The sequence below is a fragment of the Erwinia persicina genome (assembly GCF_014838825.1).
Lineage (GTDB): Bacteria > Pseudomonadota > Gammaproteobacteria > Enterobacterales > Enterobacteriaceae > Erwinia > Erwinia persicina_A.
In genome coordinates this window covers 576,460-592,079 of the sequence record NZ_JACYMO010000002.1, presented here as the reverse complement: position 1 = coordinate 592,079, position 15,620 = coordinate 576,460, and the positions used below count along the sequence as shown (strand labels likewise).

Below are 15,620 nucleotides of genomic sequence, written 5' to 3'. Positions count from 1 at the left end.
GGTCGGCCGGAAAAAAGCTCGACCCTGCGCCAGACTATGTCGGGGCTGACCTTCTGTGGTAGTCAGCCCGTAACATTACCCAAGCTTTTCAACCGCCCAGGCAATCCCGCTGGCGTATTCTTCCGGCAGCAGCGGCACCAGCGCGTTCAGCGCATGGCTGAGGGCCTGTGGGCTGACGTCGGACAGATTCAGGTGGCCCACTTTACGCCCGGCTCGTACTTCCTTCTCATACCAGTGCAGGTGTACCAGCGGCTGCCCCAGCCATGCCAGATTGACGTCGGTGCCAATCAGGTTGACCATCACCGAGGGTGTGCTGACGACAGGCGTTGGCAGTGGAAGGTCGAGAATAGCCCGCAGATGCAGCTCAAACTGGCTGATGGATGCGCCGTTCTGCGTCCAGTGACCGCTGTTGTGTACGCGCGGTGCCAGCTCGTTGATCAGCAAACCTTCCGGTACCACGAAACACTCCATCGCCATCACGCCGACGTAGTTCAGTTCATTCATGATGGCAGACAGCATACGCTCGGCCTGCTGCTGATGCTGCTCGTTTACGTCCGGCAGCACGACGCTGGTACGCAGAATGCCGTCCTGATGCAGGTTATGTGTCAGCGGGTAAAACACGGTATGCCCGTCGTGGCCGCGCGCGCCAACCAGCGACATTTCGCCGGAGAAATTGATCCCCTGTTCAACGATGCACTCGCCGTAGCAGTCAGCGGGCAGTGATTCGGTTTCACCGGCGTGCAGTCGCCACTGGCCGCGACCGTCATAGCCACCTGTGCGGCGTTTAACGATGGCCAGCGGGCCCAGCGTGGTGAATACCTGCGCCCACTCATCTGCACTGGAGAGCAACTGCCACGGCGCGGTTGCCAGGCCCAGCCGGTCCAGCAGCTGTTTCTGGGTCAGACGATCGGCCAGCAGTGGGAAGATATCGCGGTTAACAAAGGCATTATGGCCCGCCAGTTCACGGGTTAATGCCGTTTCAGGCCAGCGCTCGATTTCAGCAGTGATCACGCTCTGCGCAATGGGCAGGGATTCGGGTTCCGCATCCAGGCCCACCGGATAGACGGCAATACCCAGAGGTTCACCTGCCTGGCGCAGCATACGCCCCAGCTGGCCGTTACCTAATACGCAGACCGGCTTCATGCTTCCTCCCGCGGGTCCGGGTTATTCAGCACTTCGTCGGTCTGGCTCTGACGCCAGTGATTCAGGCGATCGGCCAGCCCGGCATCATGCAGCGCGAGGATCTGTGCCGCCAGCAGGGCCGCATTGGCAGCGCCGGCTTTACCGATTGCCAGCGTGCCCACCGGAATGCCACGCGGCATTTGTACAATAGAGTAGAGGCTGTCGACGCCGCTCAGGGCCGCGCTCTGCACCGGAACACCCAGTACCGGCACCAGCGTTTTCGCCGCCAGCATGCCCGGCAGGTGGGCTGCCCCGCCTGCGCCGGCGATAATCACCTGATAGCCGTTACCGGCGGCCTGTTCGGCAAAGCTGAAGAGTTTGTCCGGCGTGCGGTGTGCAGACACCACTTCGCAGTGAAAGGGAACGTCCAGGCTGGTAAGGATTTCCGCCGTAAATTGCATGGTTGCCCAGTCACTTTTGGAACCCATAACAATAGCAATGCGGGCCGGTGCGGCGTTCGATGTCATGCGGGTCTGACTCCTGTGATTGTAAAACGTCACCAGGGCCGCTCAACAGGGCGACCCGATGGGAAGGGCAAAGAGAATATCACGACTGCGCGGTGAGGAAAACGGTTGCGTAGCGTCAAGTACCGCCGTTTTCACTCAGATTTTTGCATCAGAACGGGAAGGAGATCAGGCTTATCTCGTCAGGGCTGACTTTGATCATTGACCCTTCTTCATGCCAGGCACCGAGCACCAGGCGTTCAGCCGCCTGACCCTGGATCAGCAGGGGATGAACGGCCGGGCGATGGGTGTGACCGTGGATCAGCCACTGCACCTGATGGCCTGACATCGCCGCCACTACCGCCTGCTGATTGACGTCCATGATTTCCTGAGATTTGCTGCTGTTAGCCTGACGGCTGCCGGCGCGCATTTTCAGGGCGATACGCTGACGGACAAAGAGGGGCAGGGCGAGGAACAGCGTCTGCAGCCAGCGCTGCTGGACCTTTGCGCGAAAACGCAGATAGCCTTGATCGTCGGTACACAGGGTATCGCCATGCATAATCAGCACGCGCCTGCCGTACAGGTCCAGCACCTGCTCTTCCGGCAGCAGCGTCATACCGCTGGCTTTGGCAAAACGTTTGCCCAGCAGAAAGTCGCGATTACCGTGAATAAAATAGCAGGGAACGGGCAGCTGGCGCAGGGCGTGTGCGACCTCGGCATGAAGCGGGTTCGGGTCATCGTCACCGATCCAGGCTTCAAACAGGTCACCGAGAATATACAGCGCGTCGGCGTGCTGTGCTTCACGGCGTAAAAAATGCAGAAAACCGGCTGTAATAGCCGGTTCTTCAGTACACAGATGGATATCTGCGATAAACAGCGTATGCGACATTATTCGCTGACGGTGACTTTCTGAATGATCACGTCGTCTTTTGGCACGTCCTGGTGCATCCCGCTGCGGCCGGTAGCCACGGCTTTGATTTTCTCAACCACGTCCATGCCTTCAACCACTTCGGCAAACACGCAGTAACCGAAGCCCTGCAGGCTTTCGTCACGGAAGTTCAGGAAGTCGTTGTCAGCCACGTTGATGAAGAACTGGGCGGTCGCAGAGTGTGGCGCCTGAGTACGGGCCATCGCCAGGGTGCCTTTGGTGTTCTTCAGGCCGTTACCCGCTTCGTTGCGGATCTCTTCTTTGGTGTCTTTCTGCTTCATGCCCGGTTCAAAACCGCCGCCCTGGATCATAAAGCCGTTGATCACACGGTGGAAGATGGTGTTGTCGTAAAAACCTTCGCGGCAGTACTCAAGGAAGTTTTTAACGGTAGCCGGCGCTTTATCATCGAAAGTCTTGATGACGATATCGCCATGATTAGTCTGGAAAGTGACCATATTCTCATCCTGTCAGGGTTGGAGTATTTAACATTGAGCGCCGGGAACTGAGACTGGAGTCTGTCCCGTGCGACAGACGGCTCTTATATCACAAAATGTGATAGCTCGTCAGCCTCCCCTTCATAAAGGAAACGCAGATAACCTTGCTTTGCGCCGCGCTGAAGGTAAGAATACGTCAGAATATTTACTTCGCCATTTTTTCGCTAATCCCGCACACGTTTAAAACGGAATGTCTCAATGCTAAAGATTTACAACACCCTGAGTCGTCAAAAAGAGGAATTTAAACCTATTCATGCCGGTAAAATCGGGATGTACGTGTGTGGCATTACCGTTTACGACCTCTGTCATATCGGACACGGCAGAACCTTCGCGGCATTTGATGTGGTCGCTCGTTACCTGCGTTACAGCGGCTATGAGCTGAACTATGTGCGTAACATCACCGATATTGATGACAAAATCATCAAACGTGCGAATGAAAACGGTGAGACCATTGAGCAACTGACCAATCGCATGATTGCTGAGATGCACAAGGATTTCGCCGCGCTGAATATCCTGCCGCCGGACCTGGAACCGCGCGCAACACGCCACATTCCTGAGATAGTTGAGTTAGTCAGCAAGCTGATTGCCCGCGAACATGCCTATGTTGCCAGCAATGGGGATGTGATGTTCTCCGTTGACAGCGACCCTCACTACGGCTCACTGTCGCGACAGGATCTCGATCAGCTTCAGGCCGGTGCCCGCGTGGAAGTCGCGGCAGATGTGAAGCGTAATCCGATGGACTTCGTGCTGTGGAAGATGTCAAAAGCCGACGAACCCGGCTGGGAGTCCCCGTGGGGAATGGGCCGTCCGGGCTGGCACATCGAATGTTCAGCCATGAACTGCAAGCAGCTGGGTGAACACTTTGACATCCACGGCGGCGGCTCTGACCTGATGTTCCCCCACCATGAAAACGAGATCGCCCAGTCCACCTGCGCCCATGATGGTCCGTATGTGAACGTCTGGATGCACTCCGGCATGGTGATGGTTGACCGTGAGAAGATGTCAAAATCACTGAACAACTTCTTTACCGTGCGCGATGTGCTGGCGCACTACGATGCAGAAACCGTACGTTACTTCCTGATGTCCGGTCACTATCGCAGCCAGCTGAACTACGGCGAAGATAACCTGAATCAGGCACGCTCGGCGCTGGAGCGCCTCTACATCGCTATCCGTAACACCGACGCCAGTGCCGAAGTTGCCGGTGGGGAAGAGTTTGAAGACCGTTTCCGTGCCGCCATGAATGATGACTTCAACACCCCGGAAGCCTACTCGGTTCTGTTTGACCTGGCGCGCGAAGTCAACCGCCTGAAGGATACCGACAAAACCGCTGCTGAAGGGCTGGCAGCACGCCTGCGCGTGCTGGCGGGCGTACTTGGCCTGCTTGAGCAGGATCCGGAGCAGTTCCTGCAAAACGGCGTGAACATCAATGATGAAGAAGTAGCGCAGATTGAAGCGCTGATCCAGATGCGTATTGATGCGCGTCTGGCAAAAGACTGGGCGCAGGCCGATGTCGCGCGTGACAAGCTTAATGCAATGGGCATTGTGCTGGAAGACGGTGCAGGCGGCACCCGCTGGCGTCGTAAGTAATCTCTCCGGGGCGCGGTATGCTGCGCCCCTGTCCTTTCTGCTGAAGGTCAGGGCTCCGTTACCATGATCAGACAACTCACCCTCACCAACTACCGCTCCATTCGCTACCTCGAACTTGAACTCGGTCAGCTTAACGTTATCACCGGCCCCAACGGCTGTGGCAAATCCAATCTGTATAAAGCGGTACGCCTGCTGCATGAAGCGGCCTGCGACCGTCTGTCACCGGCGCTGGCACAGGATGGCGGCATTCAGAAAGCCATGTGGGCCGGAGGCGCACGGCGCGGTGAACGTCACAGCGAAGTCAAACGGATGATCCTGTCGGCGGCGATGGACGACTTCGACTATCAGCTGGAGATCGGCTTTCCCGAACCGCTGATCAGCCTGTTTAACCTCGACCCGGTGGTGAAGAAAGAGCAACTCTGGCTGAGTGGGCAACAGCGGCGGCGTTCGGCGCAGCTGCTGGAGCGTAGCAATCAGACCGCTTTTCTGCACAATATCGACGGGGAGCGCGTGGCCTATCCGGCTTCGCTGCACCAGGAGGAATCGGTTTTTGGTCAGCTGGCTGATCCGCATCTCTATCCGGAAGTCTCGCAGGTGCGTGAGAACCTGCGCGGCTGGCGCTTTTACCACGAGTTTGCCGTCTGGCCGGGCAGTGCGCTGCGCGTACCGCAGGTCGGCATCCGCTCGCCGATCCTGGCACACGATGGCAGTAATCTCGCCGCCGCCTTTGAGACCCTCCGCGAACGCGGCCACACCGAGCTGCTGTTCTCTATTTTGCAGCAGGCGTTTCCCGACAGTCATTTTGAGGTGGAAGCGCAGAACGGTCGCTTTCAGATGCTGATGCACCGCCAGGGGATCCTGCGGCCGCTCGATGCCGCTGAACTGTCTGACGGCACGCTGCGCTTCCTGTGCCTGGTGGTTGCGCTGCTCAGTCCGCGCCCGCCCGCCTTTATGGCGCTTAACGAGCCAGAGAACAGTTTGCATCCCGACCTGTTGCCGGCGCTGGCGCAGCTGATCGCCGAAGCGAGTCGCTACAGCCAGATCTGGGTGACCAGCCACTCGCCGCTGCTGGCACAGCTGATCGCCGGACATACGGCGATACGTCACTACCGGCTGCAGCAGGTCGACGGAGCAACACAAATTGCAGATGAGGAGTGACCACCGCAACAGAAAATGTTAACGGCACCGCGCCCGGGGGCTGCTGCGATCAAAAAAGGCCGCCCGCAGGCAGCCTTTCGCGCATCTACCTGAATATCAGGCCGTTACGGTGACGCTTTCGCCGTCAAAATCAACCTTCTGTCCCGCCACAATTTTGCAGCGCTTACGGGTTTCTTTTACGCCATTGACCGTCACATGTCCGCCAGAGATCATGATTTTTGCCATTGCGCCGCTTTCTACCCAGCCTTCCAGTTTCATCAGATCGCACAGATCCACGTGGGGATGATCGCCCAGAGAGAAAGTTGCCATTATGCTGTTGCTCCATCGTCGTTATTTTCACAGGCCTGCAGGGTGTTCTGGATCAGGGTGGCGACCGTCATTGGCCCCACGCCGCCCGGCACCGGGGTAATATAGGCGGCTCGTTCAGCCGCCACGTCAAACTCCACATCGCCGACCACTTTGCCGCTTTCCAGCCGGTTAATCCCCACGTCAATGACGATGGCGCCGGGTTTGATCCACTCGCCGGGAATAAAACCGGGCTTACCCACCGCCACCACCAGCAGATCGGCGTGTTCGATATGGTGACGCAGATTTTTGGTAAAGCGGTGGGTGACGGTGGTGGTGCACCCGGCCAGCAGCAGCTCCATACTCATCGGGCGGCCAACGATATTGGATGCACCGACCACCACGGCATTCAGGCCGTAAGTATCAATATTGTAGCGTTCCAGCAGCGTCACGATGCCGCGCGGCGTACAGGGGCGCAGCTTCGGTGAGCGCTGGCACAGGCGGCCGACGTTATAAGGGTGGAAGCCATCTACGTCTTTTTCCGGCGCAATATGTTCCAGCACCTTGACGTTATCGATGCCCGCAGGCAGCGGTAGCTGCACCAGAATACCGTCAATTTCCGCATCGTTATTCAGCCTGGTAATCAGCTCGAGCAGATCCGCTTCGCTGGTGGTCGCGGGCAGATCGTACGAGCGGGAAAGGAAGCCGACCTCTTCGCAGGCGCGGCGCTTGCTGCCAACATAAATCTGCGAAGCCGGGTTTTCACCCACCAGCACCACGGCCAGACCCGGGGCGCGTTTACCGGCTGCAGTTCGCTGCTTTACCCGCTCTGCAACCTCTTGTCGCACCTGCTGCGCAATCGTTTTACCGTCAATAATTTTTGCTGCCATCAGAAAGGGGATCCATCTGTGTTGAGTTAATTCGGGGATTACGCCTATTTTGTCAGAAGCGCGGCCCGCTGTCAGGCAGAGTTTCAACAGGAGGCGTGCAGGGGAGTCACTTCGGACTGCTCTTAAAGCGTTCCACAAGGCGTTTGCCCGCCATTCCCGGTTTATTCCTAAATCATTACCGCCGCGGCTGTGCCAAGATTGAACTGTGACACGGCAACTTATCGAAAAGATAAAGAGGGAATGATGAAAACAACTATTATTGCACTGTCTGCTTTGCTGATGGCTTCACCTGTTTTTGCTGCTACCACCACGGATAATACCGTCGCGGAAGCGCACAAAGGCGCTGATACCGCCAAAGAGAAGCTGCATAAATCCCAGCACGAAGGGGAAGAGATGCAGCTGAAAGCTAAACATGCTGCAGAAGGCGAGAGTCACTCGACCAGCAGTAAGATCTCTGAAGGTACCCAGAAAACCTGGAACAAAACCAAAGAAGGCACTGAGAAAGGCTGGGATAAAACCAAGCAGGGTGCAGAAGATTTGAAAAACAAAGCGACCAATTAAGGCGCTCTGTTGATAGTATTCGTGAAAAACCCACCGCAAGGTGGGTTTTTTTATGACGGGCCGTAAGCCCAAACCGCATCGACTGCTCATTACTTCAGCAGTGGGCGGCCGCAGACCCTAAAAACGTTGACTCAGCAGGATCGCGTCGTATAATCCGACGCAATCACCATGCGCCCTTAGCTCAGTTGGATAGAGCACCGGCCTTCTAAGCCGTAGGTCACAGGTTCGAATCCTGTAGGGCGTACCATCTCTTCTTCTGCTAGTGTCTCCTAAAGTCTAAAAAAACCTCCCAACCCCTTGCCAATACCGGTTGCCACATCCAGCGTTGTATCTGTTTGTCTATTGAAAGCTACACTCGATTGGGGGCATCATAGGGGGCATTGTCCCGTTCAATAGATCACGATGCCCCCACATGAAGCTAAATGCCCGTCAAATCGACTCTGCTAAGCCGAAAGAGAAAGCCTATAAACTGGCTGATGGAGCTGGCTTGTATCTCGAAATTTTCCCCAGCGGTAGCAAAAGCTGGCGATTAAAGTACCGCTTTGCAGGGAAAGAAAAGCGCGTGGTGTTCGGGCTTTATCCCGCCATATCTCTTGCCGAGGCGAGGGGTAAGCGCGAAGAGGCCAAAAAGATACTGGCAGCGGGAGGAGATCCCGGACTTGCCAAACAAGAAGCCAAGCAGGCCAAAATCCTCGCCATCAATAACAGTTTTGAATCATTGGCGCAGGAGTGGCACGAACATAAGCGGCCCAATTGGTCCCAGGGCTATGCTGACGACATCCTTGAATATTTACGCAAAGATATTTTCCCCGCGCTGGGCAAACGACCTATTGCAGAGATTAAAGTGGCTGAAATGTTAGCCGTGCTGCGTAAGATGGAGCAGCGCGGCGTGCTGGATAAGCTAAAGAAAACGCGCCAGGCATGTCGGCAGATATTTACCTATGCCATCATCACCGGCAGGGCAGAGCATAATCCAGTAACCGATCTCGCGGGGGCATTGAAAGCACCCAAGCAAAAACACTTTCCGCATCTGTTAAGTCATGAAATCGGTAGCTTCTTGCGTGCGTTAAGTGGCTACAGCGGCAGCCGTATCACACACCACGCAACACACTTGCTTATGCTAACTGGTACTCGGACCATCGAATTACGTGCCGCTGAGTGGTGTGAGTTCGATTTAAAGAAGGGAACCTGGCAGATCCCTGCTGAACGGATGAAAATGCGGCGACCGCACGTTGTGCCGCTATCTAGCCAGGCGCTTTCACTGCTTGAAGAAATGTACGAGCTCAGCGGAAGGGGGAAATTTGTCTTCCCTGGCCGAAATCATGCCGGTAAGCCCATGAGCGAAGCGAGTATTAATCAAGTGATCAAACGCATTGGGTTCGATGGGAAAGCAACAGGGCATGGCTTCCGACACACAATGAGCACTATATTGCATGAGCAGGGCTACAACACGGCCTGGATTGAGACCCAACTGGCGCATGCGGATAAAAACACCATTCGCGGGACTTACAACCATGCTCAGTACCTCGATGGACGGCGCGAGATGCTCCAATGGTATGCCGATTATCTCGGTACGCTACGTGACAATGCTTGATAGCAATGAGGAATAGAGGATGACAGCACCTAAAGTAACTATCTACTTCTCAGAAGAATTTATGTATGTGCAGCTAGATGGGGAAGAGCGCCTGGACGTCCCACTGCAAAATTTCCCAAGATTACTGCGCGGCACACCTGAGCAGCGGAATCAGTGGGAGCTGTCTGGATCGGGACCGGGAATTCATTGGGATGAGCTGGACGAAGATATTTATGTTCCATCTCTGTATGAGGGAAGGGATAGGGATCAAAAAAATGGAAGCAAGTAGCACCTAAGATCGATTATCGGATTCCCTTTGCTTCTTACGCTATAAAGTAAATCTGGTTCCATATTCAAGAGCACTTTCTTATAAAAAACGTTAAATAACATAATCTTAAAGAAATATAACAGGATAAAAATGACAAGCCTTCAACAACGAGCAGAATTACACCGTCAAATCTGGGCAATTGCCAACAATGTCCGCGGATCGGTCGATGGATGGGATTTCAAACAATACGTTCTTGGCGCACTCTTCTATCGTTTTATCAGCGAAAACTTTTCCAGTTATATCGAAGCCGGTGATGACAGCGTCAACTATGCTTCGCTGGATGACAGCATTATTACCGACGAAATCAAAGACGATGCCATCAAAACTAAAGGCTATTTTATTTATCCGAGCCAGCTGTTCTGCAATATGGCCGCAAAAGCGAACACCAACGACAGATTGAACGCTGATTTGAACAGCATATTCGTCGCCATTGAAAGCTCAGCCTATGGCTATCCTTCTGAGGCCGACATCAAGGGCCTGTTCGCTGACTTTGACACCACCAGTAACCGCCTGGGTAATACCGTTAAAGATAAAAATAGCCGCCTCGCTGCAGTGCTGAAAGGCGTTGAAGGCTTAAAGCTGGGTGACTTTGATGCGCACCAGATTGACCTGTTCGGGGATGCTTACGAGTTCCTGATATCCAACTACGCGGCAAATGCCGGGAAGTCAGGCGGTGAGTTCTTTACGCCACAGCACGTATCTAAACTGATTGCGCAACTGGCAATGCATGGTCAGACCCATGTCAATAAAATCTACGATCCGGCGGCAGGTTCAGGCTCTTTGCTACTCCAGGCGAAAAAGCATTTTGATAACCATATTATCGAAGAAGGCTTTTTCGGTCAGGAGATTAACCATACGACGTTTAACCTTGCGCGTATGAATATGTTCCTGCACAACATCAACTACGACAAATTTGATATCAAGCTGGGAAATACGCTGACTGAGCCGCATTTCGGAGATGAGAAACCCTTTGATGCGATTGTCTCCAACCCGCCTTACTCGGTGAAATGGATTGGCAGTGATGACCCGACGCTGATTAATGATGAGCGCTTTGCTCCGGCAGGTGTGTTGGCTCCGAAATCAAAAGCCGATTTTGCTTTTGTGCTGCATGCGCTGAACTATCTTTCTTCCAAAGGCCGCGCAGCAATTGTCTGCTTCCCAGGGATTTTCTACCGCGGCGGTGCTGAGCAAAAAATTCGTCAGTATCTGGTCGATAACAACTATGTTGAGACGGTGATTTCACTCGCGCCAAATCTGTTCTTCGGCACAACCATTGCCGTTAACATTCTTGTACTGTCAAAGCATAAGACCGATACCAGCGTGCAGTTTATTGATGCCAGTGGCCTGTTTAAAAAAGAAACTAATAACAACATTCTGACCGATGCGCATATCAAACAGATTATGCAGGTGTTTGACAGCAAGGCTGATACTGACCATCTGGCGAAATCTGTGCCGTTTGAGACGGTTGCCGGAAATGACTATAACCTGTCCGTCAGCAGCTATGTCGAGGCCAGAGATACCCGTGAAATCGTGGATATAACTGAACTGAATTTTGAACTGAAAACCACTGTCAGCAAAATCGAGCAGTTACGCAAAGACATCGATGCGATTGTGGCCGAAATTGAAGGCAGTGAGGCGCTGGCATGAGCGAAATGAGTTATCTGGAAAAACTGCTGGATGGGGCTGAAGTTGAGTGGAAGCGTTTGGGTGATGTGGCTCGCATCAAAAACGGCAAAGATCATAAGTCGCTAGGCGAAGGCGAATTTCCGGTTTATGGTTCTGGAGGAATTATGCGATATGCAGACAGCTACGCCTATAATAAGCCTTCAGTCTTAATTCCGAGAAAGGGATCGCTTGGTAATCTCTTCTTCGTCAATGTTCCATTCTGGACCGTTGACACCATATTTTATACGAAAATTGATGAAGCACAAATTCGCCCAAAATATCTTTACTACTTCTTGACGACGGTAGGTCTTGGTGAAATGAACCAAGCGGGTGGTGTGCCAAGTCAGACGCAATCAGTTTTAAACAAGCTCTTAATCCCCATCCCTTGCCCCAGTAACTCGGAAAAATCGCTTGCCATTCAGTCTGAAATCGTCCGGATTCTGGATGAATTTACCGCACTTACCGCTGAGCTTACCGCTGAGCTTACCGCTGAGCTTACCGCACGTAAAAAACAGTACAATTTCTATCGCGCTCAGTTGCTGAGCTTTGAAGAGGGCGAAGCTGAGTGGAAGACGCTGGGTGATATTGGTGATGTAAGAATGTGCAAGCGCATTCTTAAGAGCGAGACTCAGCCTGAAGGGGAAGTGCCATTCTATAAAATTGGCACGTTTGGAAAGAAAGCGGATGCGTTTATATCTAGGGATGTATTTGAGGCTTACAAAAGTAAGTATTCCTTTCCAAGGAAAGGTGATGTTCTAATTTCTGCATCAGGGACTATAGGACGCACAGTTATATATGACGGAAAGCCTGCTTATTTTCAAGATAGCAATATTGTCTGGCTAGAAAACAACGAAAGTATAGTTACTAATAAGTACCTCTGGCACTTCTATAAAATCGCCAAGTGGGCTGTTTCGGAAGGTGGAACAATAGACAGACTCTATAACGATAATATCAGGAAAACGAAGATTATCGTACCGTACCCGAGCGATTCTAATAAATCACTCGCAGAGCAAAACCGTGTGGTTGCTATCCTCGACAAATTCGATGCTCTGACCAACTCAATCAACGAGGGGCTTCCTCGAGAAATCGAGCTGCGCCAAAAACAGTACGAATACTACCGAAATTTGCTGTTTAGCTTCCCGAAGCCTGATGCCGTCATTCAGTAACAGTCATGCTATAACTAACCGGCCAGCGTTTGCTGACCGTGCCATACATAAGCAAATTCATCGGCTGGTAGCTTTTACTTCATCTGCTGCCGGTCTTTGCCACTTAGCACACAGGATGCGTGATGACTCAACAGACCCACACCATTGCTGAATCTAATAAGTTCATTGTCCTCGATAAATACTCTAAAACTTGGGAGGCAGGTGATAACTATCAGAGTGAATCAGACTTAGAGCGTGAACTGATTCAGGACCTGTGCAATCAGGGATATGAATTTATTTCCTTCACCTCCCAGCCGCTGATGCTGGCGAATATCCGTACGCAGCTTCAGGCGCTTAATGGCGTGCTATTCAATGACAGTGAATGGCGACGGTTCTGTGAGAGTTATCTGGACAGCCCGGGTGACAGCAGCCTGGATAAAACCCGTAAAGTTCATATAGATTACATCTGTGACTTTACTTTTGATAACGGGCAACTTGAAAACATTTACCTGATTGATAAAAAGAATCTGATCCGTAACAAGGTACAGGTTATCCAGCAATTTGAGCAGACCGGCTCGCACGCTAACCGCTATGACGTCACCATCCTGGTCAATGGCCTGCCGCTGGTTCAGGTCGAGCTGAAAAAACGTGGCGTGGCGATTCGTGAGGCCTTTAACCAGATACATCGTTACAGCAAAGAAAGCTTTAACAGCGACAACTCCCTTTTCAGGTATCTCCAGCTGTTTGTTATTTCTAACGGCACCGATACTCGCTACTTTGCCAACACCACTAAACGGGATAAAAACAGCTTTGACTTCACCATGAATTGGGCGAAGTCCGATAACACGCTAATTAAAGACCTGAAGGACTTTACTGCTACTTTCTTTCAGAAGCATACTTTATTGCATATTTTGTTTAACTACAGCGTATTTGACAGCAGCCAGACGCTGCTGGTGATGCGTCCCTACCAGATTGCCGCCACTGAACGCATTCTGTGGAAAATTAATAGTTCTTTTAAATCTAAAGACTGGTCAAAACCTGAGGGCGGAGGCTTTATATGGCATACCACCGGCTCAGGTAAAACCCTTACCAGCTTTAAGGCGGCAAGGCTTGCCACTGAACTGGAGTTCATCGATAAGGTCTTCTTTGTTGTTGACCGCAAGGACCTCGATTACCAGACCATGAAGGAGTACCAGCGCTTTTCACCGGACAGCGTCAATGGCTCAGACAACACCGCCGGCCTGAAGCGCAACCTGGAAAAGGACGATAACAAAATCATCGTCACCACCATTCAGAAGCTTAACAACCTGATGAAGGGAGAGGCTGACTTACCGGTATACCGTCAGCAGGTGGTGTTTATTTTTGATGAGTGCCACCGCAGCCAGTTTGGTGAAGCCCAGAAGAACCTAAACAAAAAATTCACCCGTTATTATCAGTTTGGCTTTACCGGAACACCGATTTTCCCTCAAAACGCTCTGGGAGCAGAAACCACCGCCAGCGTGTTCGGTCGCGAGCTGCACTCTTATGTGATTACTGATGCCATCCGGGATGAAAAGGTGCTGAAGTTCAAGGTGGACTACAACGATGTCCGCCCACAGTTCAAGGCACTGGAAACGGAAACCGATGACAAAAAACTCAGCGCAGCAGAAAATCAACAGGCCTTTCTGCACCCGCGTCGTATTGAGGAAATCACCCGCTATATCCTGACGCATTTTCGTCAGAAGACCCATCGTGCCTTCCCGGGCGCGAAAGGCTTTAATGCCATGTTCGCAGTGAGCAGCGTCGATGCGGCTAAAGCCTATTATGAAGCCTTTAAATCACAGCAGCAGTCAGCCTCAGAGGCGTCTGCTGCTTATAGGCCGCTGAGAGTGGCCACTATCTACTCCTTTGCGGCCAATGAGGATCAGAATGCCGTCGGTGACATTACAGATGAGAGCTTTGATGTCAGTGCGATGAACAGCAGCGCCAAAGAGTATCTGGATGCGGCGATTGATGACTACAACGGCCACTTCAAAACCAACTTCAGCACCGACAGCAACGGCTTTCAGAACTACTACCGGGATTTAGCGCAGCGGGTGAAAAATCAGGATATTGACCTGCTGATTGTTGTCGGGATGTTCCTGACCGGCTTCGACGCCCCGACGCTGAATACGCTGTTTGTTGATAAAAACCTGCGCTATCACGGGCTGATGCAGGCGTTTTCACGCACCAACCGTATCTACGATGCGACCAAAACGTTCGGCAATATTGTGACCTTCCGTAATCTGGAGTGTGCAACGATTGATGCCATCACGCTGTTTGGCGATAAAAATACGAAAAATGTGGTGCTGGAAAAAAGCTACAAAGAGTATATGGAGGGCTTTACCGATATCGTCACCGGTGAGGCGAAGCGTGGCTTTATGGACATCGTCACTACACTGGAACACCGTTTTCCTGATCCGGCTGACATTGAAAGCGAGAAAGAGAAAAAAGCCTTTGTGAAGCTGTTTGGTGAATATCTGCGGGCGGAGAATATCCTGCAAAACTATGATGAATTTGCCACGCTGAAAGCGCTGCAAACAGTCGATATAAGTAATCCGGAAGCCGTCGAGACGTTCAAAGCCGCGCATTATCTGGATGATGATAAGTTCGCAGAACTCCAGACTATACGCCTGCCAGCGGAGCGGAAAGTGCAGGATTATCGCTCGGTGTACAACGATATCCGTGACTGGCAGCGCAAAGAAAAAGCAGCCGATGACAAAGATAAATCAACCATCAACTGGGAAGATGTGGTGTTTGAGATCGACCTGCTGAAGTCGCAGGAAATCAATCTGGACTACATTCTCGGCCTGATATTTGAACGCAACAAGCAGAATAAAAACAAAGCAGGCCTGACCGAAGAAGTTAGACGCCTGATACGCTCCAGCCTGGGTAACCGTGCCAAAGAAGGGCTGGTCGTTGACTTTATTCAGCAGACGAATCTTGATGAGCTGCCGGACAAGGCTGGAATTATTGATGCATTCTTCACGTTCGCACAGCGTGAGCAGCAGCGCGAGGCGGAAGAGTTGATTAAGTCAGAAAACCTTAATGAAGAAGCTGCAAGACGCTACATCCGTACCTCCCTAAAACGTGAATACGCGACGGAAAATGGTACGGAGCTTAATGAGGCCCTGCCAAAACTCAGCCCCCTTAATCCGCAGTACAAAACAAAGAAACAGACTGTATTCCAGAAAATTGTATCATTCATCGAGAAGTTTAAAGGTGTAGGTGGTCAGATCTAAATATTGTTAAAAGGGATGGGGGGATTAAGAATGGTATGTCTCCCCCATTTATTCCCCCGCTTAGAGGGTTAACGATATTAGCTGATTGCTTTCTGCGAAATGATTGTAAGGTATTGATAAT

14 protein-coding genes and 1 tRNA gene are annotated in these 15,620 nt (G+C 52.1%); 9 read left to right on the top strand and 6 right to left on the bottom strand.

Features of this window, described 5'->3' with window-relative positions; all coding sequences use genetic code 11:
* Window positions 1-75 precede the first annotated feature (75 nt).
* From purK to ppiB, 4 genes are all read right to left on the bottom strand, one after another.
* Window positions 76-1,143, bottom strand: coding sequence for a 5-(carboxyamino)imidazole ribonucleotide synthase (purK, locus tag IFU29_RS08840; RefSeq protein ID WP_191933577.1), 1,068 nt, complete (start codon window positions 1,141-1,143; stop codon window positions 76-78).
* On the bottom strand, window positions 1,140-1,649 hold the full coding sequence (gene purE / locus IFU29_RS08835; RefSeq protein ID WP_062745120.1) for a 5-(carboxyamino)imidazole ribonucleotide mutase: 510 nt from the start codon (window positions 1,647-1,649) through the stop codon (window positions 1,140-1,142). Before purE ends, purK begins: the two co-directional genes overlap by 4 nt.
* Window positions 1,650-1,797: 148 nt before the next feature.
* Window positions 1,798-2,514 (bottom strand): UDP-2,3-diacylglucosamine diphosphatase, encoded by a 717-nt coding sequence (gene lpxH, locus IFU29_RS08830; protein WP_191933576.1) that lies wholly within the window; start codon window positions 2,512-2,514, stop codon window positions 1,798-1,800.
* Window positions 2,514-3,008 (bottom strand): peptidylprolyl isomerase B, encoded by a 495-nt coding sequence (ppiB, locus tag IFU29_RS08825; RefSeq protein ID WP_062745124.1) that lies wholly within the window; start codon window positions 3,006-3,008, stop codon window positions 2,514-2,516. The genes lpxH and ppiB overlap by 1 nt, the downstream gene beginning before the upstream one ends.
* Before the next feature lie 237 nt (window positions 3,009-3,245).
* Here ppiB and cysS point away from each other — a divergent pair, with 237 nt between their 5' ends.
* Together cysS and IFU29_RS08815 are read left to right on the top strand one after the other, a co-directional pair.
* Window positions 3,246-4,634, top strand: coding sequence for a cysteine--tRNA ligase (gene cysS / locus IFU29_RS08820; protein WP_191933575.1), 1,389 nt, complete (start codon window positions 3,246-3,248; stop codon window positions 4,632-4,634).
* A gap of 63 nt (window positions 4,635-4,697) precedes the next feature.
* A complete protein-coding gene (locus IFU29_RS08815) occupies window positions 4,698-5,792 on the top strand; it encodes an AAA family ATPase (RefSeq protein ID WP_191933574.1) in 1,095 nt (364 codons plus the stop codon).
* Between the two features lie 96 nt (window positions 5,793-5,888).
* Here the strand turns inward: IFU29_RS08815 and ybcJ are convergent, their stop codons facing one another.
* On the bottom strand, window positions 5,889-6,101 hold the full coding sequence (ybcJ, locus tag IFU29_RS08810; protein WP_191933573.1) for a ribosome-associated protein YbcJ: 213 nt from the start codon (window positions 6,099-6,101) through the stop codon (window positions 5,889-5,891).
* Window positions 6,101-6,967, bottom strand: coding sequence for a bifunctional methylenetetrahydrofolate dehydrogenase/methenyltetrahydrofolate cyclohydrolase FolD (folD, locus tag IFU29_RS08805; RefSeq protein ID WP_191933572.1), 867 nt, complete (start codon window positions 6,965-6,967; stop codon window positions 6,101-6,103). The genes ybcJ and folD overlap by 1 nt, the downstream gene beginning before the upstream one ends.
* Before the next feature lie 243 nt (window positions 6,968-7,210).
* On the opposite strand from folD, the gene IFU29_RS08800 reads away from it, so the two are divergent.
* The 7 genes from IFU29_RS08800 to IFU29_RS08770 all read left to right on the top strand — a co-directional run bounded on the left by IFU29_RS08800 (window position 7,211) and on the right by IFU29_RS08770 (window position 15,499).
* Window positions 7,211-7,528 carry a hypothetical protein gene (locus IFU29_RS08800; protein WP_191933674.1) on the top strand — a complete coding sequence of 106 codons (318 nt, stop codon included), beginning with the start codon at window positions 7,211-7,213 and terminating at the stop codon, window positions 7,526-7,528.
* Window positions 7,529-7,698: 170 nt separating this feature from the next.
* Window positions 7,699-7,775 (top strand) — tRNA-Arg (locus IFU29_RS08795).
* A 165-nt stretch (window positions 7,776-7,940) separates the two neighbouring features.
* Window positions 7,941-9,122: a tyrosine-type recombinase/integrase gene (locus tag IFU29_RS08790; protein ID WP_191933571.1), complete on the top strand. Its 1,182-nt coding sequence runs from the start codon at window positions 7,941-7,943 to the stop codon at window positions 9,120-9,122.
* Window positions 9,123-9,141: 19 nt separating this feature from the next.
* Window positions 9,142-9,390, top strand: a complete 249-nt coding sequence (locus IFU29_RS08785) for a DUF2442 domain-containing protein (protein ID WP_191933570.1) — start codon at window positions 9,142-9,144, stop codon at window positions 9,388-9,390.
* 129 nt (window positions 9,391-9,519) lie between these two features.
* The gene (locus IFU29_RS08780; RefSeq protein WP_191933569.1) at window positions 9,520-11,076 is read left to right on the top strand and encodes a type I restriction-modification system subunit M; all 1,557 of its coding nucleotides are present in this window, start codon (window positions 9,520-9,522) and stop codon (window positions 11,074-11,076) included.
* Window positions 11,073-12,260, top strand: a complete 1,188-nt coding sequence (locus IFU29_RS08775; RefSeq protein ID WP_198424986.1) for a restriction endonuclease subunit S — start codon at window positions 11,073-11,075, stop codon at window positions 12,258-12,260. The genes IFU29_RS08780 and IFU29_RS08775 overlap by 4 nt, the downstream gene beginning before the upstream one ends.
* 122 nt (window positions 12,261-12,382) lie before the next feature.
* Complete coding sequence (locus IFU29_RS08770) at window positions 12,383-15,499, top strand: HsdR family type I site-specific deoxyribonuclease (protein ID WP_191933568.1); 3,117 nt, start codon at window positions 12,383-12,385, stop codon at window positions 15,497-15,499.
* Window positions 15,500-15,620 lie beyond the last annotated feature (121 nt).

Bases quoted from the DNA above. Each gene is read 5' to 3' on its own strand.
- IFU29_RS08780 (WP_191933569.1), top strand. From the start codon at position 9,520: ATGACAAGCCTTCAACAACGAGCAGAATTACACCGTCAAATCTGGGCA.
- IFU29_RS08790 (WP_191933571.1), top strand. From the start codon at position 7,941: ATGAAGCTAAATGCCCGTCAAATCGACTCTGCTAAGCCGAAAGAGAAA.
- IFU29_RS08785 (WP_191933570.1), top strand. From the start codon at position 9,142: ATGACAGCACCTAAAGTAACTATCTACTTCTCAGAAGAATTTATGTAT.
- IFU29_RS08815 (WP_191933574.1), top strand. From the start codon at position 4,698: ATGATCAGACAACTCACCCTCACCAACTACCGCTCCATTCGCTACCTC.
- purK (WP_191933577.1), bottom strand. From the start codon at position 1,143: ATGAAGCCGGTCTGCGTATTAGGTAACGGCCAGCTGGGGCGTATGCTG.
- ybcJ (WP_191933573.1), bottom strand. From the start codon at position 6,101: ATGGCAACTTTCTCTCTGGGCGATCATCCCCACGTGGATCTGTGCGAT.
- IFU29_RS08775 (WP_198424986.1), top strand. From the start codon at position 11,073: ATGAGCGAAATGAGTTATCTGGAAAAACTGCTGGATGGGGCTGAAGTT.
- IFU29_RS08800 (WP_191933674.1), top strand. From the start codon at position 7,211: ATGAAAACAACTATTATTGCACTGTCTGCTTTGCTGATGGCTTCACCT.
- ppiB (WP_062745124.1), bottom strand. From the start codon at position 3,008: ATGGTCACTTTCCAGACTAATCATGGCGATATCGTCATCAAGACTTTC.
- folD (WP_191933572.1), bottom strand. From the start codon at position 6,967: ATGGCAGCAAAAATTATTGACGGTAAAACGATTGCGCAGCAGGTGCGA.
- purE (WP_062745120.1), bottom strand. From the start codon at position 1,649: ATGACATCGAACGCCGCACCGGCCCGCATTGCTATTGTTATGGGTTCC.
- IFU29_RS08770 (WP_191933568.1), top strand. From the start codon at position 12,383: ATGACTCAACAGACCCACACCATTGCTGAATCTAATAAGTTCATTGTC.
- cysS (WP_191933575.1), top strand. From the start codon at position 3,246: ATGCTAAAGATTTACAACACCCTGAGTCGTCAAAAAGAGGAATTTAAA.
- lpxH (WP_191933576.1), bottom strand. From the start codon at position 2,514: ATGTCGCATACGCTGTTTATCGCAGATATCCATCTGTGTACTGAAGAA.